Here is a 24,821-nt window from a genome sequence, read left to right as displayed (position 1 = left end):
GCTCCACCCTAACGTTCCGCGGGTTTCCGCAGGACGGCGAAGAACATCGCGTCGGTCCCGTGGCGGTGAGGCCACATCTGGACGGACGGGCCAGGACCGACATTGTCCATCCCGAGAACGAAGTCGCGCGCGTCCACCTCTTCCACCTCACCGCCAGCGAGCACCGCATCAACGACGGCTCGCGTTTCGCGCAGATCCGGTGAACACGTCGAATACACCACCACCCCGCCGGGTTTCACCAGCCGGAGCGCAGAGGCGAGTAGTTCGCGCTGCAACTGAGTCAGCCCGACGATGTCACCCTCACTCTTGGTCCACCGGGCTTCCGGGCGGCGGCGCAGGGCACCGAGACCGGAGCAGGGAGCGTCGACAAGAATGCGGTCGTACCCTGGTTCCAGCCCTGGGACGCGGCCGTCGGCCACCCGCACGGCGACGGGCAGCCCGGCCACGGCTTCGCGGACTAGCTCAGCTCGGTGGTCGCTGACCTCGACGGCGTCCACACGTGCGCCGTCGATGCGCGCTAAGGCCCCAATGAGGGCGGCCTTTCCGCCGGGCCCTGCGCAAAGGTCGAGCCAGCGGCCGGAATCACTGTCGACGGGTACCTCGACAAGCGCTCTCGCGATGAGCTGCGAGCCCTCGTCTTGGACAGCGGCTAACCCGTCCCGGACAACGTCGAGCTTGCCTGGATCCCCCTCCGTCAGATAGACGGCGTAGGGCGAGTAGTGTCCCACCTCCCCACCGGTGGCGAGCGCTAGCTCTTCTGCGGTGATCTCACCGGGGCGCGCGACGAGATGAACGATCGGTCGTTCCGAGTCAGCAGTGAGCGCTTCGTCCAGCTCGACTCCGCCCAGCGCGGTATCGAAGGAACGGGCAATCCACTCTGGGTGTGCTGTACGGAACGCGGCCCGGGCAACGCGACCACTCGGGGAAAGCCTCGACATCCACTGCTCAAACGGTGTCCGCGCAATTGTGCGGAGGATTCCGTTGGCAAACCCCGTCGCCTTTTCGTTCCCGCTGGCACTGACGAGACGCACCGACGTATCGACGGCGGCGTGATCGTCTACCCGCGTATACAGCAGCTGGTACGCACCGAGGCGGATAGCCGCCAACACCGCGGGCTCGATGTTGTCCAGCGGACGGGATGAACAGTGGCCTATCACGGCATCAAGCACACCTAACGCGCGCAGCGTCCCGTATGTCAGCTCCGTGGCAAACGCAGCATCTCTGCCGGTAATCGAGCGCTCCCTCAGCAGCTTTGGAAGCACCAGGTTCGCGTATGCGCCCTCTTCGGCGACTCGCAGGACCACGTGCCAGGCTGCTTCGCGGGCGGCGTCGCCTATGGGCGCCTTCCTTGGCGGGGCTTCGGCCGGTTGCGTACGGCGTCTCGCCGACCTAGAACGAAACCCTCCGCTCATTCGAACATCATCCCTTCTCCAGCACTTGGTTTGCCCAACCCCCGGCCCCAGTCTGCGGCAGCCATCATCTTCTTCCCCGGCGGTTGCACGCCACCGAGCTGAACGTCTTTTGTAGCGGTACCGACGGTCACGGCGTGCTTTTCCACTCGAAGCTGGCCCGCGCCTAGCGTGTCAGAGTCGGTCACAGTGACGGGCCCCAGCTTGACGCGCTGGCCGTGGAACGTCGTCCAAGGCCCAGGCGCCGGCGTGTATGCACGCGCCATGCGGTCGATGTCTTCGGCTGGCGAGCCCCAGTGCACACGAGCGTCGTCTTGCGACACTTTCGGGGCGTACGTGCCTTCGGCCGGCTGTGGCTTCGGCGAAGCGCTCCCCCGTTCGAGAGCCGTCATCGTCTCGACAAGCAGGTCTCCTCCCACTCCGGCTAGCCGGTTCAGCAAATCTTCTGCCGTGTCCGTGGGCCGGATCGGGTGCTCCACCGCCCCGAGCACGTCACCGGTATCGAGTCCCTCGTCGATGCGGAATGTTGTCACCCCGGTCGCGGGCTGGCCGCTGTGAATCGCCGACTGAACAGGGGCCGCTCCGCGCCACTCCGGCAGCAGGGAAAAGTGCAGATTGACCCACCCGTGGCGGGGGATTTCCAGCATGTCTGCGGGCACGAGGTTGCCGTAGGCGACAACAGGAATTGCGTCGGGTTGCAGGTCTCGAAGCTGGGTACGGATACGTTCATCGGTCTTGAGCGACTCTGGCGTCAGCACGGGGATTCCTCGCGCCACCGCCAGCTCCTTGACCGGCGATGGGTGGTACGACCGGCCCCGGCCCCGCCGCGCGTCCGGGCGCGTCACAACGCCCACAACGTCGTGCTCGGAAGCGAGGAGCTTGTCTAAAGCCACCGCAGCCGGCTCGGGGGTTCCCGCGAACACAAGTCGCATCCAATTTCCTCTCCGTCGTCAGATTAGGCGCAGGTCAGTCTACCCTCAGCCGATCTGCAGGGGATCCACCTGGATCCGCAGCGGAAGAGCATTCCTTCTCGACGCCCTCCCCACCGCCCCGGCCCGCAGCGCCCGCCCAAGGTCGGAACGCCCCGTCAGCGGCGACCGGACCAGCACGCGCTGGGCCGGACCGAACTCCGTCTTGTCCCACTCCCCCGGCAGATCCACCCCGGCAGGAAGGTCGACCGGGCCGAGGACCTCGGTGTTCTGCGGTAGTTCGACGTGCGCCATGAAGTCGTCGAGTGCGGACCTCGGGCTATCGATCACCGCGATATGCACCGCGGGAGGAAAACGCGCATCCCTCCGCTGAGCGAGCTCCCCCGCCGCGAAACCGGGGGCGTCCCACCGAATCAAGTGCTGGACCGCGGGAATTCCGGGGTCCGCTACGACAACGACCTCACCGTGCTGAGACTGCGACGCCACGAGGGCGCTAGCTGCCATCCATGTGGTGAACGCCTCCTCGGTTGCGCGAAGGTCGGGTCGCCGGAGCAGCGCCCAGGTGTCCAAGAGGATCGCCGCGCCGTAGGAACCGTCCTCGACGTCTGGCTCCGCCCCCGGCGACGCCACGATGAGAGCCGGCTCGTGCGCAATGGTGGAAATGATGCGTTCCCCCCACGACGTCTTCACCGGGGTGCGAGGGAAAGCCCGGCCCAGCTCCTCGGCTGTTCGTTCCGAACCCACGACGACAGCGCGTAGACGTCGGGATCCGCATTCGGGGCACACGTGGACAGGGTCAACGCGACCGCACCACCCGCAGGTGGGAACGACTTGTTCGCCACCGGAGGGCAAGCCCAGCGGCCCATTGCAGGCACGGCAGCGCGCCGGACTGCGGCAAACCCCACACGCCAGAGCGCGCACGTAACCCGTGCGCGGAACCTGGAAAAGGACGGGCGCCCCGCGTTCGAGGGCGGCGGAGGCAGCGCGGAACGCCGCCGACGGGAGCCTCGCGTCACGCGCGCGCGGATCGCGCTCGAGTTCGAAGTCCGAATCCCCCGCCGCGTGGATGCGGGGCGCGCGTCGCCGTAACACCTCCCGGGAAGCGAGTAACTCGTGCATCCACCCGGACTCCACGAGGAGCTGGGTCTCTGCCGTCCGGGCGTACCCCCCAATGAGGATGGAGGCCTGCTCGATCGCGGAGCGGGTCGTGAGAACCTCTCGGGCGTGGAGGTAAGGCGCGCGGGGATCGACAAGGCTCGAGTCCCCGTCGTGTAGGAGGACAACGAGCCGCAGATCAACGACCGGCGCAAAAGCCGCCGAACGCGTCCCCACCACGAGACGCCCTTGGCCGTGGAGCACGGAAAGATACCGGGAGTACCGGGCTTGTGGCCCCTGGGCAGCGGTAAGCGTCGTAATCTGGCGCTTCCCGACGAAGTCTCGCAGCGCCTTTTCACACTTGTCGACGTCCCTCTGATCCGGGACGACGACCAGCACACCGCCGCCATCCGCGGCCACCTTTGTGGCGAGTGCCGCCACGGCCCCCGCCCAGTGTTCCCCCGGCGCTATCTGCCACGCAGCGCGTGCGACTTTGCGAGACAACACCGCGTCGACGTACGACGGGCCCAGCTGGTACGAAGCCCACGGCGAAAGGTCGGGTTCCGCCGCGTCGCCCAACTCGTCCCACGGGGTAGTAGTGTCCGATTCCTCGGCGCGTGCGTGGCGTGCGGGAATAGCGGAACGATAGATGTCGGAGCGCACCCCTGCGTAGCGCTGCGCCAACGCATCGACGAGCGCACGTAACGTGTCCGGGGCCACGACCTCTGGAGAGATCACGCGTTCGATGAATCGGAGGTCACCGTCGTGCTCCGAGGCGGGCTGGCGGGCCAGCACGATGGCGTCGACAAGCCTCCCTGCGAATCGCACGCGAACGCGCACGCCGGGTTGCACCACAGGGCCATCGGCCTCGGTGACTAGGTAGTCAAAGGGCCGATCCAAGTGTGGTAGGCCGAGCATGGGTAAGACGCGCACGACCGGCAGGTTCGTAGCGGCTGGGGATGTCGGCATGGCGCACATTGTAGCGAGAGCCCCGGCCTACTCAGGCGCCGGTTGTGTGTGTACCAGCCAGGCCAGACACGTATCCCCCGCTACAACCCCGCGACACGACGCAGCTCTTCCGCCTTATCTACGTTCTCCCAAGGAAGATCGATGTCCGTGCGCCCAAAATGCCCATACGCTGCAGTTTGGGAATAGATCGGGCGCAACAGATCTAGCTCTTGGATAATCGCAGCCGGGCGTAAATCAAAGACCTTTTCGACAGCCTGCTGAATCGTCTCGTTAGTCTGCCCCTCCGCGGCCGTGCCGAACGTCTCGACGTAGAGACCTACGGGACGGGCGCGGCCGATGGCGTAGGCCACTTGAACCTCCACCCGGTCCGCCAACCCCGCAGCCACGATGTTTTTGGCGACCCACCGCATTGCGTATGCACCCGACCTGTCCACCTTCGATGGATCCTTGCCCGAGAACGCGCCCCCGCCGTGGCGGGCCATTCCGCCATACGTATCGACGATGATCTTTCGCCCAGTCAATCCGGCATCGCCCATCGGCCCGCCAAGCACGAAGGAGCCAGACGGGTTGACCAGCAGCGTTGTATATGCGTCGTAGTACTGCCCAAGACCGGCGTCTTCGATGACCCATTCCACCACGTGGGTACGAACCGCCGCCTCGAGTTCCTCGCCACTGAAACCCTCGTCGTGCTGCGTCGAGATGACGATCGTGTCAAGGTGCACGGGCGTGTCGCCGTCGTACGCGAAGGTGACCTGGGTCTTACCGTCGGGCCGCAGTCCGACCACCTCACCCAGCTTGCGTACTTCGGTAAGCCGACGGGCGAGCCTGTGCGCCGTCGAAATGGGTAAAGGCATGTACTCCGGAGTTTCATTGGTGGCGTAACCAAACATCAGGCCCTGATCCCCCGCACCAGCCTGATCACGCTCTTCGGCAGATGTCTTTTCCCGGTGCTCCTGGGAGGTCGTCACGCCCTGGGAAATCTCCAGCGACTGCTCGCCGATCGCGATGTTGACCCCGCAGGTCCGCCCGTCAAAGCCCACCTCCGAGGACGTGAAGCCAATGCCGCGTAGCTTCTCGCGCACGATCTTTGCGATGTTGGAGTAGGCGGTAGTAGACACCTCCCCCACGACGTGCACCTGACCTGTCGTAACGAGAGTCTCCACCGCAACACGGGCCCACGGGTCCTGGGAAATAATGTCGTCGAGGATCGCATCCGAGATCGCGTCGCAGATCTTATCGGGGTGCCCCTCGGTGACGGATTCGCTGGTGAATAACCGATAGAAGGTGTCGCTAGACAAAGCAGTCAATCCTCACTGAAGTAACGTACGTGTAGTCTGCGACAAATATAGACCAAGCGGTCTAATTTAACAATGTGGATTCAACCGCATCCCAGATGCGTGCGGCAACCACGTGCTTGTACCCGTCGGCAATCTCCGTCACGGAGCCGTCGCGGCCGAGGAGCCATCCCCCGTTCCGCGGCTCGCCAAAGACCTTCCCGCCCGCCACGGAATTCACCATGAGCATGTCCGCGCCTTTGCGCTCGAGTTTGGCGCGACCGTACTCGAGGGGGGTGTCCGTCTCCGCTGCAAAACCAACGATTACAGCATCGGTCTCACCGGCACGTCGCTTATCGACGAGCCCCCGCAACACATCCGGATTTTCCACCAGGTCGATGGCGGTGAGGTCGGTGACCCCTTTCTTCATTTTGGAGGTCGCCTCCATCGCCGGGCGGTAATCTGCCACGGCGGCCGCCATGATGATCACGTCGGCGCCAGCGGCGCGCGCATTCATCTCGGATTGCAGCTCGCGGGCCGAACGCACCCGAACGACCGTCGCCCCGGCAGGAGTGTCCAAATGGTCGGTCGCCCCGGCCACCAGGGTCACATTGGCGCCCTTGTGGGCGGCGATATCCGCAAGCGCGAACCCCTGGCGACCCGAGGAGCGATTGCCGAGGTATCGCACAGGGTCCACGTTCTCCTGAGTGCCACCAGCGCTAATCAGCACGTTGACACCCTCGAGAGTGCGCGGTAGAGCGCCCACCGTGTGGACGGTCCGCGCGAGTTCCGCGATCGTGCTCGGCTCCAGTAACCTACCCGGGCCGGAGTCGGCCCCCGTCAGCCTTCCGTGCGCCGGCTCGAGCACAGTCATCCCCCGCCGCCGGAGAGTGGCCACGTTTTCTTGGGTCGCCTGGTTGAGCCACATTTCGGTGTGCATCGCCGGGGCGAAGACGATCGGGCAGGTGGCCACAAGGATCGTGGCGGCAAGGAGGTCGTCCGCCCTACCCGCAGCCACACGCGCAAGGAGATCCGCCGTTGCTGGGGCGACGACTATGAGATCCGCCTCTTTCCCCACGCGCACGTGCTGCACATCTTCGACGCGCTCAAAAACACCTGTGTCCACCGGGTGCCCAGAAAGCGCCTCAAACGTAGCGGCACCCACAAAACGCAAGGCGTTTTCGGTGGGGACGACACGGACACTATCGCCGCGCTCCGTAAAGTCGCGGATCACATGGCATGCCTTATATGCGGCAACGCCGCCGGACACCCCAACGACGATCGTGCGAGATTCGCTCATGGCGGAAGTGGCCTATTGCCCTTCTTCGTGCTCGAGAAGACCCGCCTGGATTTCCCGCAGGGCGATTGACAAGGGCTTCTCGCCCGCCTCAGGGTTGACCAACGGGCCGATGAACTCGAACACTCCCTCGTCCTGCTCCTGGTAGAAGCTGTTGATCTGGCGAGCGCGTTTGGCCGCAAAGATGACCAAGGCGTACTTGGAGGAGACCTTCATCAGCAGCTCGTCGATAGGCGGGGCCGTGATTCCGTCCGGGGTGTCGTAGACCATCTCCTCGGCGAGGCCGGTGGTCGAGTTGTCAGTTTGGTTGCTCACGTGCACCTGTCCTTATTCATCATTGTTTGTTGTGCCGGAAAGTATCCCTGCGATTTCCGCCACAGCGTCCTCAACGTCCTCGTTGACCACGACGTGATCGAACTCGCCCTGCGCTTGTAATTCCAAGCGAGCGGTCTCCAGCCGCCTCGCGATCACCTCGGAGGGCTCCGTATTCCTCCCTGTCAACCGCTCGACGAGGGTCTCCCACGACGGAGGCGCCAGGAAGACCAAGGTGGCCTCCGGCAGGAGAAGTTTGATGTTTCTCGCACCCGCGAGGTCAACCTCAACGAGGACCGGGCGCCCCTGCTCAAGCGATTCTTTCACGGGGCCTGCAGGGGTACCGGAGCGCTGCAATCCACCGTGGATGTCGGCCCACTCGAGCATCTCACCGGCGTCAATGCGCCGCTGAAACTCTTCGGGGCTCACGAAGTAGTAATCGACGCCGTCTATCTCCCCAGGCCGGGGTTGACGCGTCGTCATTGACACGGAGAAATAGAGGTTCGGCACGTCGGTGCGCAGACGGCTCACGACCGTTGATTTGCCGACAGCGGAGGGGCCGGCCAAGACAACGAGCCGGCCCCGAGTCGCCACGTCCGACACCGATTTAATCCTCGGTGTAGTTGAAACGCTCGAGCAGTGCGCGACGCTGGCGCTCACCGAGCCCGCGCAGCCGGCGAGTCTGAGCGATCTCAAGTTCTTCCATGATTTCGCGGGCTTTGACCTTGCCCACCTTCGGGAGCGCCTCGAGGAGTGCGGATACCTTGGTCTTGCCCACGATCTCGTCAGACTCGGCCTTCGCCAAAACATCCTTCAGCGTGGTGTCTCCGCGCTTCAGGGACGCCTTGAGCTCCGCACGCTGCTTGCGCGCCTCGGCAGCCTTCGCAAGCGCTTCCTTGCGCTGCTCATCCGTCAACTGTGGAAGGGCCACGGTTCCTCCATTGGGTAGTAGTAATTTTCTCCGGATCAGTGTAACACCGGGTCGGACACGTTACGATGACGCCGGTTGCATTTCGGCACGTCATCGCGGTGACGCACCTAAACTACCAACTAAACGTCCAGATAGGAAAAGCGACGCGGGCTATGCGCGCGACAGGCAAGTGGCCACCCGTTTACGCAGGTCGGCAACAGACGGGCCCGCGCTCAGAACGGAACGCGACACGCTGGGGAACACGAGGTCACGGACCCGCCCCGCGACGCGGTCGACGTCCGCGAAGGTTGCCCCCTGTGCTCCCACTCCCGGCATGAGAACAGGCCCGTTAAGGCTTTCGAGGTCGGGGGGCGTCCTGACGGTCGCTCCCACCACGACGCCCACGTCCCCGACACCGCTCTTCCCGGTGTTATACGCAGAGCAGGCATCAACCATGAACTGGGCGATGGTGGTCCCCCCAATCTCCTGGGACTGGAAGTGCTCCGCCTCCGGGTTGGAATTGGCGGCCATCACGAACACCCCCTTGCCCGACACCTGTGCGCGCTCAATTGCTGGCGCCAAGGATCCAACCCCGAGGTAGGCAGTCAGCGTGAGCGCGTCCGCCTCCAGGGGTGAGCCCGGTTCCAACCACGCGCGGGCGTACCCCTCCATCGTGGAGCCGATATCACCGCGTTTCGCGTCCGCGATGCTCAAGCAGTGCGATTCCCGCAGCGCGGCAAGCGTTTCCTCCAAGACGAAGAAGCCGGCGGCCCCGTAGCGTTCGTAAAACGCTACCTGAGGCTTGACTACAGCCACGCGGCCGGCAAACGCCTCCACGCATCGCAGGGAAAAGGCGCGTAGGCCATCGACGTTGTCTCCGACGCCCCAGCTGTCGAGAAGCGCAGGATGCGGGTCGATGCCCACGCAGAGGCGGCCGAGCCGCTGACCGGCGTCGACAAGAGCCTGCCCGAATCCCATCTAGTGGTCCCCCACCGCGTGATCGAGTTCCTGGAGGCTGAGCACGCTGATCGCCGCTGTATCGGGCGCGCGGTAGGCCTCAATAGCCTGCACAGCTGCGGTCGCTCCCTGGACCGTGGTGATGAGCGGGACCCCGCTGGCTGCTGCGGCAGCGCGAATCTCATAGCCGTCGTGGCGAGCACCCGAGGACCCGGCGGGTGTGTTGAGGATGAGGTCAACGTCGCCCTCCTTGATGCGTTGGACGATAGACACCCCTGTGGCCCCGTCGCGCACCTCAGACGCCTTCAACGCGACCTCACACTCGATGCCGTTGCGGCGCAGCATCGAGGCCGTGCCCGCCGAGGCAAGAATGTCAAAGCCCATGGTGTAGAGGCGATGGATCGGAAGGATCAGCGAGCGCTTGTCCCTGTTGGCGACTGAAACGAACACCGTCCCTCCTGTCGGCAACGCCCCGAATGCAGCCGCCTCTGCCTTGGCGTACGCCTGGCCAAACGACGGCGCCAAGCCCATGACCTCGCCTGTGGACTTCATCTCGGGGCCGAGAATGGTATCAAGCACCTCTCCCGCCGGGGTGCGGAAGCGGGTAAAGGGCAGGACCGCCTCCTTCACCGCGATCGGGTGATCGAGAGGCAACGAGCCGCCGTCGTAGGTGGTCGGGATGAGCCCCTCGTCCTTCAGCTCCGCGAGAGTCGCGCCCATCATGATGCGCGAGGCCGCCTTGGCCAGGTGGACTCCGGTCGCCTTGGACACGAAGGGGACCGTGCGCGACGCCCGTGGGTTGGCCTCGATGACGTAGAGCGTGTCGTCTTTCAACGCGAACTGCACGTTCATCAAGCCGCGCACGCCGATGCCGTGGGCCAGCGCCTCCGCGGAGCGGCGCACCTTTTCGACGTCACCCGGGCCGATGGTCATCGGCGGCAAGGCACACGCCGAGTCACCGGAGTGGATTCCGGCTTCCTCGATGTGCTCCATCACGCCGCCAAGGTAGACCTCCGTCCCGTCGCACAGCACGTCGACGTCGATCTCGATGGCCGAATCCAGGAATCGGTCGACCAAAACGGGGTGGTCCGGGGACAGTTCGGTGGCCCTGTTGATGTAATCTTCCAGGCTCGCCTCGTCGTAGACGATTTCCATACCCCGCCCGCCAAGGACGTAGGAGGGTCGGACCAGCACGGGGTACCCGATTCGCTCGGCCACCTCACGCGCCTCAGGGAAGGAAATGGCTGTGCCGAAAGCGGGGGCCGGGAGACCGGCGGCCTCGAGCACGGTGCCGAAAGCTCCGCGGTCCTCCGCTAGGTCGATGGCTTTGGGGCTCGTGCCGACGATGGGTACGCCGGCGTCGGCAAGCTTCTGAGCAAGACCGAGCGGGGTTTGGCCACCTAGCTGAACAATGACACCGGCGACGGTGCCTGACGCCGACTCCGCGCGGTACACCTCCATCACGTCTTCGAAAGTCAGTGGCTCGAAATAAAGACGATCGGCGGTGTCGTAGTCGGTGGATACCGTCTCCGGATTGCAGTTGACCATCACGGTTTCATAGCCCACGCGCGACAGTTCCAATGCCGCGTGCACGCAGGAGTAATCGAACTCGATGCCCTGGCCGATGCGGTTCGGGCCCGAACCGAGGATGATGACCTTCTCCCGGCCGGTGACCGCGATCTCGCTTTCCGCGTTGGGGTCGAACTCGTAGGCCGAATAGTGGTACGGGGTTTGTGCCTCAAACTCACCCGCGCACGTGTCCACTGTCTTGTACACCGGGTGAATATCCAGCGACCAGCGCAGCGAGCGGACTCCGTCCTCCCCCGCGAGCTCCGGGCGCAGGGCCGCGATCTGGGCGTCCGATAGGCCATACACCTTGGCCTCGCGGAGGAGGTCTGCGTCCAAGACGGGGGCGTCGGCAAGCGCGGCCCGAAACTCGACGAGGTCTGCCAACTCGGCGAGGAACCACGGGTCGATGCCGGAGGCCTCGTGAACCTCATCGACGCTGGCCCCGAGGCGGAGGGCGAGCTCAACGTCGTACATGCGCTTATCTGTGGGCGTGGTGAGGTCGCGGAGGACAGCGTCCACGTCCGACTCGCGTCCTGCGGCGAAAGAGGAATCGGGGCGGGTCCAGAAGCCGTTCGGCTTGTCCTCCATCGAACGCATGACCTTATTCAAACCCTGAATGTAGGTTCGCCCAATGCCCATCGCCTCGCCGACGGCCTTCATGGAGGTGCCCAGCGTCTCATCGGAGCCCGGGAACTTCTCGAAGGCGAAGCGCGGCATCTTCACGATCACGTAGTCAAGCGTCGGCTCGAAGGCGGCAGGGGTCACCCCGGTGATGTCGTTGGTGATTTCATCGAGAGTGTAGCCGATCGCCAGCTTGGAGGCGATCTTGGCAATCGGGAAGCCGGTCGCCTTCGACGCCAGCGCCGAGGAGCGAGACACGCGCGGGTTCATCTCGATCGTGATGATGCGACCGTCGACGGGGTTGACGGCGAACTGGATGTTGCATCCGCCGGTGTCCACACCGACCTCACGGATAATCGCGATGCCCTGGTCGCGCATGGTCTGGTACTCGCGGTCCGTGAGCGTCAAGGCGGGTGCCACTGTTACCGAGTCGCCGGTGTGGACGCCGAGCGCATCGACGTTTTCGATCGAGGCGATGACCACGACGTTGTCATCGCCGTCGCGCATAAGCTCGAGTTCGAACTCTTTCCAGCCCAGGATCGACTCTTCGATTAAGACGTTTGCCTCGGGCGAGGCCTCCAAGCCACCGCCGGCGATGCGGTCGAGGTCCTCCATGCTAAAGGCGAGGCCAGAGCCGAGCCCGCCCATGGTGAACGACGGGCGCACGACCACCGGCAGGCCCAGCTCGGCGACGGTGTCGTGGACCTCGTCCATCGTGTGGCAGACCCGCGAGCGGGCGGATTCCCCGCCGATCTTGGCCACGATGTCCTTGAACTTCTGGCGGTCCTCGCCGCGCTCGATCGCCTCGATGTTCGCGCCGATGAGCTCCACGCCGTGCTTTTCTAGGATGCCCCGGCGATCTAGCTGGATCGCCGCGTTCAGGGCCGTTTGCCCGCCGAGGGTAGCCAGGATTGCGTCGACAGGCGTGCCCTGCTCCGCCTCGCGGCTGAGGATTCGGTCGATGTAATCGGGCTCGATCGGTTCGACGTAGGTGTGGTCGGCGAACTCCGGGTCCGTCATGATGGTCGCGGGGTTGGAGTTAATCAGGGTGACGCGCAGGCCCTCCTCCTTGAGCACGCGGCACGCCTGGGTGCCCGAGTAGTCGAACTCGCAGGCTTGGCCGATGACGATGGGGCCGGAGCCGATAACCAGGACGTGGTTGATGTCTGCTCTTTTCATGGGACTCCTCCTGGTTACTTGTTGTTCGGGCTGTGCGTGGTCATGAGCTCGATGAACTGTTCAAAGAGCGGGTTTGCGTCGTGCGGACCTGCCGCGGACTCCGGGTGGTATTGCACTGAATAAGCCATCCCGTTTTCCAATGCCACGCCTTCGACGACGTCGTCGTTGAGGCAGGTGTGGGTCACAACAGCGGGACCGAATTCGGTGTCGAACGTCTCACCCGCCTTGCCTTTTAGAGCGAACCCGTGGTTCTGGCTGGTGATGTCGATCTTGCCAGTGAGGTGGTTCTTCACCGGCACGTTGACACCGCGGTGCCCGAATTTCAGTTTGTACGTTTCCATGCCGAGCGCGCGACCCAGGATCTGGTTGCCGAAGCAGATGCCAAACAGCGGAATTTCGTGCCTGATCACCTCGCGTGTGGCGGCCACCATCTCATCAGCCGTCGCCGGGTCGCCCGGCCCATTCGAGATGAACACGCCGTCGGGTTTGTACTCCGCCACCTTCTCGAACGGCGTATTCGCGGGCACCACGATGGTCTCAATGCCCCGGTCGGCGAAGTGGCGCGGGGTGGCGGTTTTGATCCCCATGTCGTAGGCGACCACGGTGAACCCCTTCTCCCCGCGCGGCTCAACCGTATAGGGCTGCGCGGTAGTGACCTCACCGGCGAGGTCCGCACCAGCCATATCCGGTTGCGCGTTCACCTTTGCAACTAGCGTGTCGACGTCGTCACGCGCCGCCTCTCCAGAGAAGAGACCGGCCGCAATCGAACCGCGCGAGCGGAGGTGACGAACGACGGTGCGCGTATCCACACCCCGGATACCGATGATGCCCTGGTTGGCCATCTCTTCTTCCAGGCTGCGGTCGGCACGCCAGCTGGACACGCGCTTTGCTAGGTCGCGGATGACTAGGCCAGCCACCCAGATCTGCTTGTTGCGGGACTCGTCGTCCTCATCATTCCACCCGGTGTTGCCGATCTGCGGGGCTGTCATGACCACAATCTGGCGGTGGTAGGACGGGTCGGTCATCGTCTCCTGGTAGCCGGTCATCGCGGTGGTAAACACCGCCTCTCCCAGCACCTCTCCCTCGGCACCGAAGGCGTAACCGGGGAAGGTGGTTCCGTCACCGAGAACGAGGACGGCGGGGGTCTTCTTATTCGTCATGTTGGGTCCTTAGTTCTCGAGGAGGTGGGTCACGGTGCCACGCAGCATCGTCAGGGCTACGCGAGCTGAAAAATCGGATCCCTCAAAGGGGGTGTTCGACGCCTTGGAGGCGAGGTCGTTGCCGCGCACGGTCCATGGGGCGCGCGGGTCGACAATGGCGAGATTTGCCGGTTCCCCCACTGCAAGGGGGCGGCCCTGGTCCTGTAGCCCGAGAATCTCAGCAGGCCGTTCGCTCATGACCTTCGCCACGAAACGCCAGTCTGCCAACCCGGATTCAACGAAGACCTTGGCAACCACCGCCAGCGAGGTCTCCAACCCGAGCATGCCCGGCTTGGCGTGCTCGAATTCCACGCACTTATCCTCCGAACCGTGAGGCGCATGATCTGTGGCGACGACGTCGACGGTGCCGTCGAGAAGTGCGTCGCGCAACGCACGGGCGTCGCGGGACTCGCGGAGGGGCGGGTTCACGCGGAAGACGCCGTCGTAGCTCTCCAACACTTCATCCGTGAGAAGGAGGTGGTGGGGGGTGACCTCGGCGGTGACGGAGATGCCCTGCGCCTTCGCCCAGCGCAGCAGCTCGACCGTGCCCTCGGTGGAGGCATGGCAGATGTGCAGGCGGCCGCCGTAGTCTCGGGTGAGCAGCACGTCGCGGGCGACGATCGACTCTTCGGCGACGCGTGGCCATCCGCGCAGGCCCAGCCGCGCGGCAACGTCTCCCTCGTGAGCGGACGCCCCCTCGGTCATCCGGTGGTCCTCCGCGTGCTGAGCGATGACAACACCGTGGGCCGAGGCATACTCAATGGCCCGGCGCATGAGTTGCGGATCCACCACGCAGCGCCCGTCGTCGGAGAACATACGCACATGGGATTGGCTCATGAGGCCGATTTCCGACAGCTGCGTCCCCGCGAGGCCCTTTGTAATCGAACCGACCGGGTACACGTCGCACGCGCCGTACGTCTGCCCCTTGTTCCAGACCGCGTCGGCGAGAATGGGCTGATCGATTACCGGGTTGGTGTTTGCCATCGTGAAGACGGCGGTGAAGCCACCACGCGCGGCAGCGTCAGAGCCACTCGCGATGGTCTCGGTGTCTTCCCTCCCGGGCTCACGCAAATGCACGTGCATGTCAACAAGACCCGGCAAAAGCACCTTGCCCTCGGCATCGTAACCGTTGTCCGCGCTGCGGGCGTCGACGTCTGCACCCAGCGCGGCGATGATCCCGTCCTGAATGAGTACGTTAACTTCGTCTCCGCCGTAGGGCCGGACGTTTGAAAGACCGAATGTGGACACTAGTGCTCCTCTCCCGCCAGCAGCGTGAACAAAACCGCCATGCGGGTGTACACGCCATTTGAGACTTGTTGCAGGACGGCCGTATTCGTCCCGTCTGCGACCTCGAAGTTGATTTCCATCCCCCGCAGCATCGGACCGGGGTGCATGACGAGGGCGCCGGCTTTCATCCGCGCGGCGCGGTGGGCGCTCAACCCGTAAAGGGCTGCATACTCCCGGCTGGAGGGGAAGAACCCGCCGTTCATCCGCTCGGCTTGAACGCGCAGCATCATCACCACGTCAGCCTCCGGCAGCTCCGCGTCGAAGCTGTCACCCACGCGCGCGGGCCAAGAGTCGACCCCGAGCGGGAGGAGCGTGGGAGGCGCGATGAGAACGACCTCGACACCGAGTTTCGAGAGCAGGTCCACGTTTGAACGCGCCACCCGGGAGTGGAGGATGTCGCCGACGATGAGGACGCGGCGCCCCGCTACTTCTCCGAGCTTTTGGCGGATCGTGACGGCGTCAAGAAGCGCTTGCGTCGGGTGCTGGTGAAGGCCGTCGCCTGCGTTGACGATGGACACGTCGGGAAGCCATCGGCTCAGCAGCCGCGGGGCGCCGGAGGAGGGATGGCGCATAATAATCGCGTCGGCACCGAGCGCAGCGAGAGTCGACGCGGTGTCTTTCAGAGATTCGCCCTTTTGCACGCTGGACGAGGACGCCGAAATGTTGATCACGTCGGCGCTCATCCACTTGCCAGCCGTCTCGAAGGAGGCACGAGTTCGCGTCGAATTTTCGTAGAAGAGGGTGAAGATCGTTCGCCCGCGCAGCGTGGGGAGTTTCTTAATCTCCCTGCCCTCGAGCGCTTCGCGGAAGCGGTCCGCTTCATCCATAAGGCCCGAGATGTCCTCGGCGGTGAGGTCATTGATATCGATAAGGTGTTTCACGCACCTGTCTCCTGCCTGGTCAGGGACACCGCGTCCGTCGCGTCGATCGGGGCGAGGGTGACAACGACATCCTCCCCCTTTGCGGTGGGGATATTCTTGCCGACGTAATCCGCGCGGATCGGCAGCTCTCGGTGGCCCCGGTCCACGAGAACCGCCAGTTGGATGGCCTGGGGGCGCCCGATGTCGCGTAACGAATCGAGAGCGGCCCGGATGGTGCGGCCAGAGTACAAGACATCGTCGACAAGAATGACCACGCTGCCGGTGATGTCCGCGGGAATCCGCGTGGGCAGCAGCGCCCTGTGTGGGCCGACCCGCAAATCGTCACGGTAGAGGGTGATATCGAGGCTGCCCGTCGGTACCTGAACCCCGGAAAACTGCTCGATGGCCGTGGCGATGCGCTGAGCCAGAGGGACTCCCCCCGAGGGGATGCCCAGAAGAATGACGCGGGGAGCGCCTTCCGAATCCAACGCCGTCTTTTCAATAATTTGGTGCGCGATGCGTGCGATTGTGCGCGCGACATCCCGGGCGGACAGCAGCTCTACTGCCTGCCCCGTTGCCACGTTTCCAACTTCACTCATCGGACCTCCTTCCCCGCCTCTCTGTGCGGAATTTAAAGGATGCCGAAACTTCTCCCGCTGACTGTACCACCCCGCACCGCGCGGCGGACGGACGGTATTGTCGCCTGAGTGACAGTAGACGAGAAGCGCGACAACCTCGCGCCCGCGGACATCGAAGCGGTTGCCGGAATCCTCCGCGAGGAGGGCCTGGAATACCGGCTAGAAGAAGGGGTGCTTCGCACCGGGTTTGTCAACGCAGCAATTGTGTGCGCCCGCGACGGCGATTCCCTCATTTTCGAGGCGATCTGGCGAGGTGCGATTCCCCGTGACCTCGCCGCGACGGCCATGTTCGCGTGCAACGAGTACAACCAGACGCACTTCGCGCCCACCCTGCGCTTCTTCGAGCGGGGTGACGAGCACCTCGCCGTAAGCGCTGTGCGCGCCCTGAATGTAACCCACGGCGCGTCTTTCAACCAGCTGGGCTCGTTTGTGGTCAGCTCTATTCAGGCAACGTTGGAGGCCTTCGACTTCCTTGCCGCCACTTTCCCCACCCTGATCACATGGGAGGATCCGCACGATGAGCACTAATGCGCCCGTTACGGTTGACCGCATCATTGCGGCCGCCTCAGACCAGGGCATCTCGCTTGTCGACGACCCCACTGGACGCGTCGCCCGCGGGCGCGAGAACGACCTCGATTTGCTGTTCGTTTTGCTCGATTCGGTGCTGATTGTTCGCGCCGACACGTCCACGGAGGTGCCGTCGAACTCCGCACAGGCGCAGTTCTATCTCGCCGCGAACCAGATCAACTCTGGCCGCCCGGGACCGCGGGCTATCGTTGCTAATCGGGGGGACACGCTGGTGATGCGCGCCGAGGCCGAGCTGCCGGTGACCGCCGGTCTCACCGACGAACAGCTCGCCACGGCTCTCAGCGAGGGGGTCGGATCCGTGGTTCGGACGCAGGACGGTTTCCGCGCCCTGCTCTAGGGTTCCCGCCGCAGCTCGTGGCTGAGCTCCTCAAGCTCGCCGCCGCCGGCCATGCGCAGCGTGAGGTTGTCCAGCGATACCTCCCTGCGGGGAACATCGAGCTCTTGACGGCCTAGCTTGAGGATGGTGAAGTGGTCCCCCACCAAGTATGCGTGATGGGGATTGTGGGTAATAAGCACCACTCCCACCCCTCTGTCGCGTGCCGCCGCGACAAAACGCAGGACCACGCCGGACTGCTTGACCCCCAATGCTGCGGTGGGTTCGTCGAGAATGAGCACCCGCGCCCCGAAGTACACGGCGCGAGCGATGGCCACAACCTGGCGCTGGCCACCGGACAGGGTGCCCGCCTCGACGTCAACGTCGGGGATGGAGATACCCATTTCTCGAAGCTGCTCGCCGCAGATCCTGCGCATCGACTCTGCCTTGAGCGTTCCCAGCGGCCCGGTGATTTCCTGGCCGAGGAAGAAGTTACGCCACACGCTCATCTCGTTGACGATGGCCAAATTTTGGTGCACGGTTGCAATCCCGCGCGCGATCGCGTCGCGGGGGCTGGAGAAGCGGACGGCGCTGCCGTCGACAAGAATCTGTCCGCTCGTCGGCTCGTGCAGGCCCGACAGGACCTTGATCAGGGTTGACTTGCCCGCTCCATTGTCACCTAGCACACACGTCACCTCGCCCTCGTTAATGCTGAGGTTGATGCCCTGAAGCGCCTGGAAGCTGCCGTAGGACTTGGAAATGTCCCGCAGTTCAATGATTGCCATACGTGCGCCTTACCTGCTGTGTGTGTACTTCTGGAACGCCGTGTTGGTGAACACCGCGAAGAGCAGCATCACCCCGAGGAAGAACTTAAACCAGTCGGGGTTCCAGCCTGCGTAGACGATGCCTTGATTAGTTAGCCCGAAAATGAGCGCGCCGATCGCAGTGCCAACAGCCGTTCCCCGGCCGCCGGTGAGCGCGCAGCCACCGATAACTGCCGCGATGATGTAGAGGAACTCATTTCCGACGCCTTGGCCAGCCTGAATAGAGTCGAACGCGAAGAGGGTGTGCATTCCGACAAACCAGGCCGCGAAACCGACCGTCATGAAGAGGATGATCTTCACTCGTCGAACCGGCACGCCGACAGCGCGCGCGGCTTCTTTGTCCCCACCCACGGCAAAGACCCAGCCGCCAAAACGCGTCTTAAACAATACAAAGGTGGCGATCGCCACGAAGAGAACCCACCACAAGACTGTGACGCGCAGGTGGACCCCGCCTACGGAAAGGGTCCCTGCAAAGAACGCGTGGGCGGAGTCAAACCCCTCCATGTTGGAGATGCTGGGGGTGGCCACGCCACCCGTCACCAGCTTGGTCACCGCAAGGTTGAGCCCCTGCAGCATGAGGAATGCGGACAGAGTAATAAGGAAGCTGGCAATGCCGGTGCGGGTGACAAGGACGCCGTTTAGGGCACCGATGCCCAGCGAGATGGCCAGCGCCAGCGCGGCGCCAACCCACGCATTGAGGTGCAGGTTGTAGTTGAGCATGGTCGCTGCAAGCGCCGAGGTGGTGACAGCGACACCCGACGACAGGTCGAACTCGTCGCCGATCATCAGGAGGCCGACAGCCAAGGCCACGATGCCCAGCGTCGAGCTGGCGTAGAGAACCGTTGCGAAGGCATCCAGGGAACGCAGCGCGGGGGCAACCAGCAGGAAGAAAACAAGGATGGCCACGAAGCCAAGCAGGCTAGCGAGCTCGGGGCGCCGGGCCAGCCGGGTGAGGCCACCCGTCATCGCAGGCCAGCTTTCGCGGCCTCGGAGATGTTCGCCACGTTAGACGAATCGACGAAGCTAGGCCCCGTATAGACCGGCCGGCCCCCGCCGAACGTCCCCCCGTTGCGCTTAGCTACCCATAGGGAATCTACTGCGAGGTAACCCTGGAGGTAGGGCTGCTGATCCACCGCCCACGACACGCGCCCGTCCGCAATAGCGTCCACCAGTTCGGAGTTCGTATCAAATGTGACAATCGACGCCTGTGAGCTAGCCTCCTCGACGGCTGCCGTCGCACGCATCGCGACGGGGGCCTGCAGCGCGAGAAGAGCGTCGTAGCTCGCATCCTGCGCAAGCTTCGACTTGATAGTCGCCTGCACCGACGTGAGGTCCTGCCCGTTGACGTAAAGCAGCTCTACCTGCCCGGTGGCACCCAACCCCTGCTGGGCGCCCGCGCACCGCGCCTCCTGGGAGGAGTTGCCCTGCTCGTGGATGACGCACAATACGTGCTTCTTCCCCTCGTTTTTGAGGCGCTCGCCGGCGGCGGTGCCCGCCACAGTCTCGTCCTGTCCGAAGAAACCGGAAATGCCGTAGGTGGCGTAGTCGTTCATACCTGAGTTCAGTCCGACAACGGGGATGCCCTTATCGACGGCTGCCTTTGCGGCGGGCCCGATCGCATCGGCGTTGGGTAGCGTCACCGCGATGCCGTCCACATCGGAGTCGATCGCGGATTGGACGAGGTTAGCCTGGTTCGGCGCCTGGGGGTCCGAGGAGTAGCGCAACTCAATGTTGTCTTTGCGCGCCGCGTCCTCAGCGCCCTTGCGCACCAAATCCCAGTAGGTGTCACCCGGTGCCCCGTGCGTCACCATGGACACGACGTAACGGGGGGTGTCTACCCCGCCGGCCGACGAGCCTGAACCCGAAGTTTCGGGTGACCCGCCCGTAGACGAGCACGATGTGAGAGCGGCCGCGGTCGAAAACGCGACGAGGAGAGCTGAAGCCTGAAGATTTTTTCGCACCCGTCGATAGTGGCTTACCCCCTGTGACCTCGTCAAATAGGGGTGTCCCTACGTGAATCGATACAGTAGCGATACACTGCGCGGATGCCGGCAGAATCTACGCGTTTTCTAGGCGGCGCAGCTCAACTTCGGGGTCGAAATCGGCTTCTGGCCACGCGAGGTCTAGCGACGAGAGGGCGTCGTAAAGCAATGTCTTGACAACGGTCCTGCAGTAGCGCTTGTTGTCGGACGGGATGCAGTACCACGGCGCCTCGTCGGTCGAGGTCCGCCGCACTGCGATCTCGTAGGCCTCCATGTACTCGGGCCACAACGCGCGGTCCTCGATGTCGCCAGGGTTGTACTTCCAAAACTTCTCCGGGTTACACAGACGCTCCCGGAGGTTCTCGGCCTGGTACTCGCGGGAAATGTGGGGCATGACTTTGATCACTCGAGTGCCCGAGCGCGCAAGACTGCGCTCGAACTCGACTATCGCGTTGTAGCGCCGATCGATTTCCTCCGGCGGCGCCATCTTTTTCACGCGTTGAACCAGCACGTCTTCGTAGTGGGAACGGTCCCACACCGCGACCTGCCCGGGGCGGGGCAGGTGAGGCTGGAAGCGCCACAAAAAATCGTGACGCGCCTCCTCCTCTGTGGGGCGGCCGAATGAGGCGAGGTGCACGCCTTGGACGTCCATAACCTCCCCCACGACGTGGCGGACAATTCCTCCCTTTCCGCTGGTATCCATCCCTTGGAGCACCAGGAGTACCGCGCCTGCGTCGTCGTCCCCGGCCCGACCGCGCGCGTAGAGCATTTCCTGCAACCGCGCGATGTCCTCGTCGTAATGACTAAAGGCATCCTCGAGGCCGTCGGCGTCCACACCGGGCGTGGCAGCGGGGTCGATTGACCCGATGGCGAAGTCTTCACCGGCCCTAAACCGGCGGGCCTCCTCAACCGAGATCTTCGCCACTGTTCGCCTCCTCGTGCTCCTCCTGCTCGCCGGCCGGAGATTTGTTCTCCTGGGCGATGTCGTCGAGCACAGCGTGGATGTAGGGGGGCGCCGCATCCCCCGCGTAGTCGGTAGCGAGGAGCAGCGCGTTGGAAATCGCGATTGGCGCGTCGACCTCGTCGTTGAAAGAGATCTCCCAAGCCGCCACGCGCAGGATCTGCCGGTCAACGACCGGCAGGCGATCAAGCTGCCAATTTTCGGCCAAGTAACGCTCAATCGAGTCATCGACGTCGTCGAGCCGCTCCGCTACGCCCGAGACAATCTGGCGGGTGTATTCGGCGACGGGGGCTACGGCATTCTGCGGGTTCAGGGATAGCTCCGTCCTGTCCGCGACGATTTCCACGGGGTCGATGTCGCGAGTCTCCGCCTCGAAGAGAATGTCCACCGCCCTGCGCCGGGCACCGTACCGCGCCCCACGGCGCTTGTAGTCAACCATTAGTTGTTAACGCGGGAGAGGTAGTCACCCGTCCGGGTATCCACCTTCACCACGTTGCCGGTCTCGAGGAACAGTGGCACCTGGATCTCAGCGCCGGTCTCAAGCGTTGCGGGCTTGGTGCCACCCGTTGAGCGATCACCCTGCAGACCCGGCTCCGTGTGCTGGATGGCCAAATCCACCGACACTGGCAGTTCTGCGAACAGAGCGTCGCCGTCGTTGAACGACACCTGGAGGCGCATGTTCTCCAGAAGGAAGCGCGCCGCGTCACCGAACTTTTCCGCGGGCAGCTCGTACTGCTCGTAGGTCTTATCGTCCATCACGACGTAGTTGGTTCCGTCGTTGTACAGGTAGGTCATGTCGCGCCGATCAACGGTGGCCGTTTCCACCTTCACGCCGGCGTTCCAGGTCTTGTCCACGGTCTTGCCCGAGACAACGTCCTTCAGCTTCGTGCGCACGAAGGCCGGGCCCTTACCCGGTTTGACGTGCTGGAATTCGACGATCTGCTGCAGCTTGCCGTCAACCTTGAGCACGAGGCCGTTCTTGAAATCAGCTGTGGATGCCACGCGAAATTTTCCTTCTCGGGTAGATGGACGTGATCAAACACAGCAATGCTACATCAGAGAGTGACAAGCTCCCGCGTCCACTCGGTAATGGCACGCGGCGCACCGGCCGTAATGACCAAAGTATCCTCAATCCGCACACCACCCCGCCCGGGAACGTAAATCCCCGGCTCGATGGTGAGCGTCATGCCCTCCTCTAATTCACCGGTCCCGGATGTCGCGGCGTAGGGGGCCTCGTGGACCTCCAGCCCGACCCCGTGGCCCGTCGAGTGGACGAAGTACTCTCCGTACCCCGCGTCCTCGATGAGGCTTCGGCACGCCTTATCGACGTCGACGAGCGCCGCCCCAGGCCGCGCCGCGGCCATACCTGCCGCCTGCGACGCCTTGACGACGTCGTAAATCTCGCGCAGGAAAGGGTCGATCTCTCCGACAGCGAAGGTGCGGGTCATGTCCGAGTTGTACCCGCGCCGGTGCGCCCCGAAATCAATCGTGACCAGGTCGCCCTGTTCGATAACGCGGTCGGATGCGCCGTGGTGGGGCATCGCGGAATTCGGGCCGGAGGCGACGATGGTGTCAAAGCTCACGCGCTCAGAGCCCAGGGTACGCATGCGGTACTCCAGGTCCGCAGCAACCTGCCGCTCTGTTCGCCCCGCGCGGAGTTCTCCGGCGTTCAGCAAGCCCTGCAGTGCCTCCACTCCGAGCTGGGCGACGTCCTCCAACCTGCTTACCTCGGTTGCGTCCTTAGTTAAGCGGATGCCTTCGATCACGCCACTGACGGGAACGAGGGTGACGCCCTCCGGGCAGGCGGCTTGCAGGGATTCCAGCTGACTGACGGTCACATGGTCTGCTTCGTAACCGACACGGTGGCCGTCGACAACCGTGCCCAGAAGAGCGTTGGCGACCTCTCGGGTGATCGTCGCCTCGATATCGGGTACCTCTTGGGCGATCTGGGTGATGTAGCGGCCGTCCGTGGCGATACGGGCGGTCCTGTCCTTGGAGACGAGCAGCGCGCCGTTGGACCCGCTGTAACCCGACAGGTAACGCACGTGAATCAGGTTTGTCACCACCATGTCGTCGATTCGCTTCGCGGCCAGGGTGCTCGCCAGCGTGCGCCGACGCGTTTCGAATCGAGTGTCAGCCATTCCCATTGTTCCTCCTCGCAAAATATTCGAGAGCTAGCTCGTAACCGAGCGTTCCCAGACCCGCCACGACCCCTTCCGCGATCTCCGAAAGATAGGAGTGTTGCCGGAACTCTTCCCGGGCGTGGACGTTTGAAATGTGGACTTCGACAAAACCCGCGCCGTCGGCTACTTCCGCCAGCGCATCCCGCAACGCGACGGACGTGTGGGTCCAGCCGCCGGGGTTGATAACCACGGCCCATCTGTTGTCGGCCGCCTCATGCACCCAGTCGAGCAGGTCGCCCTCGTGGTTGGATTGTCGGAAGTCAACGCCAAGCCCGAGGTTGCTCGCGCGAGTACGCACTCGCTTCTCGACGTCCGCGAGCGTCTCAGCCCCATACACCTCGGGCTGCCTCTTCCCCAGCCTGTTGAGGTTCGGCCCGTTCAAGACGAGGACGTGGTGCACGTTAACCACGGTTAACCTCCTCGTAGGCCGCCCGCATCTCCTCCACCGACGCGTCCTCGAGTCGAGCACACTGGCCCAGCCCGCTGAGGACGACGAATCGGATCCGGCCGTCTCGGTTCTTCTTGTCGTGCTTCATGGCGGCGAGGAGGTCATCGAAGGCTCCGGGGTCATAGGTCGTCGGTAGACCAGCACCCGCGAGGACTGTCCGGTGAAGACTGACGAGTTCGTCATCGATGAGCCCCCGGTTGCGGGCGAGGTAGGCGACGAACATCATCCCCACGGCCACGGCGTTGCCGTGGCGCCACTGGTAGTTCTCCCGGCGCTCAATCGCGTGTCCGAGGGTGTGCCCGTAGTTGAGGATTTCGCGCAGCCCCGATTCCCGCAGGTCCTGGCTGACCACGCCCGCCTTGACTCGTACGGAACGGGTCACAAGCTCCTCCCAGTGGCTCTGCGGATCAGCTCGGTAAAGGTCAAGGATTCGGGGGTCCGCGATAAAGCCCGTCTTGATCAGTTCAGCGGATCCCGACACGATCTCTTCTTCGGGTAGCGTGTAGACGCGGTCAAGATCGACTAAGACGGAATCGGGTTCGTGGAACGCCCCGACCAAGTTTTTCCCCGCAGGCGTGTTGATTCCGGTTTTCCCCCCGACTGCGGCGTCCACCATCGCGAGAAGGGTCGTGGGCACCTGAATCACCCGTATCCCGCGCATCCAGGTGGCAGCGACGAACCCGGCCAGGTCCGTAGCTGCTCCCCCTCCGAGACCGACGATCACGTCTTGTCGGGAGAAGTTGTGGGTTCCGAGCACGTCCCACAGCTCCGCCGCCACCTCACGCGTTTTCGCCTGCTCGGCATCCGGGACTGGAGCTAGGACGTATTCGAGGTTTGCCACCTCCAACTCGCGCGCGATGTGGCGCGCCACGGCGGCGAGGGGCTTCTGGTGGATGATCGCCACCTTGCGCGCACCCAACGACGCCGCCCGCTCAGCCACCTGCCCCGTTACCCCGTGGCCAATCGTGACCGTATACGGGTTGGGGCCGGTGACCTCTACGACTGACATTGGCTGCT

General features: G+C 64.0%; 25 protein-coding genes. 2 read left to right on the top strand and 23 right to left on the bottom strand.

The features are described 5' to 3' along the window. Positions 1–8: 8 nt before the first annotated feature. The 14 genes from CAPI_RS05265 to pyrR all read right to left on the bottom strand — a co-directional run bounded on the left by CAPI_RS05265 (position 9) and on the right by pyrR (position 16,466). Entirely contained in the window at positions 9–1,412 is a 1,404-nt protein-coding gene (locus CAPI_RS05265; protein ID WP_040356553.1) for an RsmB/NOP family class I SAM-dependent RNA methyltransferase, read from the bottom strand. Further along, positions 1,409–2,341: a methionyl-tRNA formyltransferase gene (gene fmt, locus CAPI_RS05260; protein ID WP_018016996.1), complete on the bottom strand. Its 933-nt coding sequence runs from the start codon at positions 2,339–2,341 to the stop codon at positions 1,409–1,411. The genes CAPI_RS05265 and fmt overlap by 4 nt, the downstream gene beginning before the upstream one ends. 45 nt (positions 2,342–2,386) lie before the next feature. Next, positions 2,387–4,402 carry a primosomal protein N' gene (locus tag CAPI_RS05255; RefSeq protein ID WP_018016995.1) on the bottom strand — a complete coding sequence of 672 codons (2,016 nt, stop codon included), beginning with the start codon at positions 4,400–4,402 and terminating at the stop codon, positions 2,387–2,389. A gap of 80 nt (positions 4,403–4,482) precedes the next feature. Next, entirely contained in the window at positions 4,483–5,700 is a 1,218-nt protein-coding gene (gene metK / locus CAPI_RS05250) for a methionine adenosyltransferase (protein WP_018016994.1), read from the bottom strand. Between the two features lie 61 nt (positions 5,701–5,761). Beyond that, positions 5,762–6,976 (bottom strand): bifunctional phosphopantothenoylcysteine decarboxylase/phosphopantothenate--cysteine ligase CoaBC, encoded by a 1,215-nt coding sequence (gene coaBC, locus CAPI_RS05245; protein WP_018016993.1) that lies wholly within the window; start codon positions 6,974–6,976, stop codon positions 5,762–5,764. 12 nt (positions 6,977–6,988) lie between these two features. Then, positions 6,989–7,243, bottom strand: a complete 255-nt coding sequence (gene rpoZ, locus CAPI_RS05240; RefSeq protein WP_425393249.1) for a DNA-directed RNA polymerase subunit omega — start codon at positions 7,241–7,243, stop codon at positions 6,989–6,991. 57 nt (positions 7,244–7,300) lie between these two features. Beyond that, on the bottom strand, positions 7,301–7,888 hold the full coding sequence (gene gmk / locus CAPI_RS05235) for a guanylate kinase (protein WP_018016991.1): 588 nt from the start codon (positions 7,886–7,888) through the stop codon (positions 7,301–7,303). 4 nt (positions 7,889–7,892) lie between these two features. Beyond that, on the bottom strand, positions 7,893–8,216 hold the full coding sequence (mihF, locus tag CAPI_RS05230; protein ID WP_018016990.1) for an integration host factor, actinobacterial type: 324 nt from the start codon (positions 8,214–8,216) through the stop codon (positions 7,893–7,895). 150 nt (positions 8,217–8,366) lie between these two features. Then, entirely contained in the window at positions 8,367–9,173 is an 807-nt protein-coding gene (gene pyrF / locus CAPI_RS05225; protein WP_018016989.1) for an orotidine-5'-phosphate decarboxylase, read from the bottom strand. Beyond that, the gene (gene carB, locus CAPI_RS05220; protein ID WP_018016988.1) at positions 9,174–12,521 is read right to left on the bottom strand and encodes a carbamoyl-phosphate synthase large subunit; all 3,348 of its coding nucleotides are present in this window, start codon (positions 12,519–12,521) and stop codon (positions 9,174–9,176) included. A gap of 14 nt (positions 12,522–12,535) precedes the next feature. Next, a complete protein-coding gene (gene carA, locus CAPI_RS05215) occupies positions 12,536–13,681 on the bottom strand; it encodes a glutamine-hydrolyzing carbamoyl-phosphate synthase small subunit (protein WP_018016987.1) in 1,146 nt (381 codons plus the stop codon). A gap of 9 nt (positions 13,682–13,690) precedes the next feature. Further along, the gene (locus CAPI_RS05210; RefSeq protein WP_018016986.1) at positions 13,691–14,968 is read right to left on the bottom strand and encodes a dihydroorotase; all 1,278 of its coding nucleotides are present in this window, start codon (positions 14,966–14,968) and stop codon (positions 13,691–13,693) included. Continuing rightward, positions 14,968–15,888: an aspartate carbamoyltransferase catalytic subunit gene (locus CAPI_RS05205; protein WP_018016985.1), complete on the bottom strand. Its 921-nt coding sequence runs from the start codon at positions 15,886–15,888 to the stop codon at positions 14,968–14,970. The genes CAPI_RS05210 and CAPI_RS05205 overlap by 1 nt, the downstream gene beginning before the upstream one ends. Continuing rightward, positions 15,885–16,466 carry a bifunctional pyr operon transcriptional regulator/uracil phosphoribosyltransferase PyrR gene (pyrR, locus tag CAPI_RS05200; protein WP_018016984.1) on the bottom strand — a complete coding sequence of 194 codons (582 nt, stop codon included), beginning with the start codon at positions 16,464–16,466 and terminating at the stop codon, positions 15,885–15,887. Before pyrR ends, CAPI_RS05205 begins: the two co-directional genes overlap by 4 nt. A gap of 108 nt (positions 16,467–16,574) precedes the next feature. Between pyrR and CAPI_RS05195 the strand changes: the two genes are divergently transcribed. Together CAPI_RS05195 and CAPI_RS05190 are read left to right on the top strand one after the other, a co-directional pair. Further along, the gene (locus CAPI_RS05195) at positions 16,575–17,033 is read left to right on the top strand and encodes a YbjN domain-containing protein (protein WP_018016983.1); all 459 of its coding nucleotides are present in this window, start codon (positions 16,575–16,577) and stop codon (positions 17,031–17,033) included. Next, entirely contained in the window at positions 17,023–17,430 is a 408-nt protein-coding gene (locus CAPI_RS05190; RefSeq protein WP_018016982.1) for a YbjN domain-containing protein, read from the top strand. Before CAPI_RS05195 ends, CAPI_RS05190 begins: the two co-directional genes overlap by 11 nt. Here the strand turns inward: CAPI_RS05190 and CAPI_RS05185 are convergent. The 9 genes from CAPI_RS05185 to aroB all read right to left on the bottom strand — a co-directional run bounded on the left by CAPI_RS05185 (position 17,427) and on the right by aroB (position 24,813). Further along, positions 17,427–18,191 carry an ATP-binding cassette domain-containing protein gene (locus CAPI_RS05185; RefSeq protein ID WP_018016981.1) on the bottom strand — a complete coding sequence of 255 codons (765 nt, stop codon included), beginning with the start codon at positions 18,189–18,191 and terminating at the stop codon, positions 17,427–17,429. The genes CAPI_RS05190 and CAPI_RS05185 overlap by 4 nt on opposite strands. A 9-nt stretch (positions 18,192–18,200) precedes the next feature. Next, a complete protein-coding gene (locus CAPI_RS05180; protein ID WP_018016980.1) occupies positions 18,201–19,196 on the bottom strand; it encodes an ABC transporter permease in 996 nt (331 codons plus the stop codon). Beyond that, positions 19,193–20,191 (bottom strand): substrate-binding domain-containing protein, encoded by a 999-nt coding sequence (locus tag CAPI_RS05175; RefSeq protein ID WP_026157044.1) that lies wholly within the window; start codon positions 20,189–20,191, stop codon positions 19,193–19,195. Before CAPI_RS05175 ends, CAPI_RS05180 begins: the two co-directional genes overlap by 4 nt. A gap of 97 nt (positions 20,192–20,288) precedes the next feature. After that, positions 20,289–21,137 carry a PPK2 family polyphosphate kinase gene (locus CAPI_RS05170; RefSeq protein ID WP_018016978.1) on the bottom strand — a complete coding sequence of 283 codons (849 nt, stop codon included), beginning with the start codon at positions 21,135–21,137 and terminating at the stop codon, positions 20,289–20,291. Continuing rightward, positions 21,118–21,612 (bottom strand): transcription antitermination factor NusB, encoded by a 495-nt coding sequence (nusB, locus tag CAPI_RS05165; protein WP_018016977.1) that lies wholly within the window; start codon positions 21,610–21,612, stop codon positions 21,118–21,120. The genes CAPI_RS05170 and nusB overlap by 20 nt, the downstream gene beginning before the upstream one ends. Then, positions 21,612–22,175, bottom strand: a complete 564-nt coding sequence (gene efp / locus CAPI_RS05160) for an elongation factor P (protein WP_018016976.1) — start codon at positions 22,173–22,175, stop codon at positions 21,612–21,614. The genes nusB and efp overlap by 1 nt, the downstream gene beginning before the upstream one ends. Positions 22,176–22,228: 53 nt before the next feature. Next, on the bottom strand, positions 22,229–23,320 hold the full coding sequence (locus CAPI_RS05155; protein WP_026157043.1) for an aminopeptidase P family protein: 1,092 nt from the start codon (positions 23,318–23,320) through the stop codon (positions 22,229–22,231). Further along, positions 23,307–23,765, bottom strand: coding sequence for a type II 3-dehydroquinate dehydratase (gene aroQ / locus CAPI_RS05150; RefSeq protein ID WP_018016974.1), 459 nt, complete (start codon positions 23,763–23,765; stop codon positions 23,307–23,309). Before aroQ ends, CAPI_RS05155 begins: the two co-directional genes overlap by 14 nt. Beyond that, on the bottom strand, positions 23,758–24,813 hold the full coding sequence (gene aroB, locus CAPI_RS05145; RefSeq protein WP_018016973.1) for a 3-dehydroquinate synthase: 1,056 nt from the start codon (positions 24,811–24,813) through the stop codon (positions 23,758–23,760). The genes aroQ and aroB overlap by 8 nt, the downstream gene beginning before the upstream one ends. Positions 24,814–24,821 lie beyond the last annotated feature (8 nt).

The organism is Corynebacterium capitovis DSM 44611, assembly GCF_030440535.1.
Lineage (GTDB): Bacteria > Actinomycetota > Actinomycetes > Mycobacteriales > Mycobacteriaceae > Corynebacterium > Corynebacterium capitovis.
The sequence above is the reverse complement of the archived record's forward strand: the minus strand, read 5'-3'. Positions and strand labels throughout refer to the sequence as shown.

Bases quoted from the DNA above. Each gene is read 5' to 3' on its own strand.
- CAPI_RS05265 (WP_040356553.1), bottom strand. From the start codon at position 1,412: ATGAGCGGAGGGTTTCGTTCTAGGTCGGCGAGACGCCGTACGCAACCG.
- fmt (WP_018016996.1), bottom strand. From the start codon at position 2,341: ATGCGACTTGTGTTCGCGGGAACCCCCGAGCCGGCTGCGGTGGCTTTA.
- CAPI_RS05255 (WP_018016995.1), bottom strand. From the start codon at position 4,402: ATGCCGACATCCCCAGCCGCTACGAACCTGCCGGTCGTGCGCGTCTTA.
- coaBC (WP_018016993.1), bottom strand. From the start codon at position 6,976: ATGAGCGAATCTCGCACGATCGTCGTTGGGGTGTCCGGCGGCGTTGCC.
- rpoZ (WP_425393249.1), bottom strand. From the start codon at position 7,243: ATGGTCTACGACACCCCGGACGGAATCACGGCCCCGCCTATCGACGAG.
- pyrF (WP_018016989.1), bottom strand. From the start codon at position 9,173: ATGGGATTCGGGCAGGCTCTTGTCGACGCCGGTCAGCGGCTCGGCCGC.
- carB (WP_018016988.1), bottom strand. From the start codon at position 12,521: ATGAAAAGAGCAGACATCAACCACGTCCTGGTTATCGGCTCCGGCCCC.
- carA (WP_018016987.1), bottom strand. From the start codon at position 13,681: ATGACGAATAAGAAGACCCCCGCCGTCCTCGTTCTCGGTGACGGAACC.
- pyrR (WP_018016984.1), bottom strand. From the start codon at position 16,466: ATGAGTGAAGTTGGAAACGTGGCAACGGGGCAGGCAGTAGAGCTGCTG.
- CAPI_RS05190 (WP_018016982.1), top strand. From the start codon at position 17,023: ATGAGCACTAATGCGCCCGTTACGGTTGACCGCATCATTGCGGCCGCC.
- CAPI_RS05185 (WP_018016981.1), bottom strand. From the start codon at position 18,191: ATGGCAATCATTGAACTGCGGGACATTTCCAAGTCCTACGGCAGCTTC.
- CAPI_RS05180 (WP_018016980.1), bottom strand. From the start codon at position 19,196: ATGACGGGTGGCCTCACCCGGCTGGCCCGGCGCCCCGAGCTCGCTAGC.
- nusB (WP_018016977.1), bottom strand. From the start codon at position 21,612: ATGGTTGACTACAAGCGCCGTGGGGCGCGGTACGGTGCCCGGCGCAGG.
- CAPI_RS05155 (WP_026157043.1), bottom strand. From the start codon at position 23,320: ATGGGAATGGCTGACACTCGATTCGAAACGCGTCGGCGCACGCTGGCG.
- aroB (WP_018016973.1), bottom strand. From the start codon at position 24,813: ATGTCAGTCGTAGAGGTCACCGGCCCCAACCCGTATACGGTCACGATT.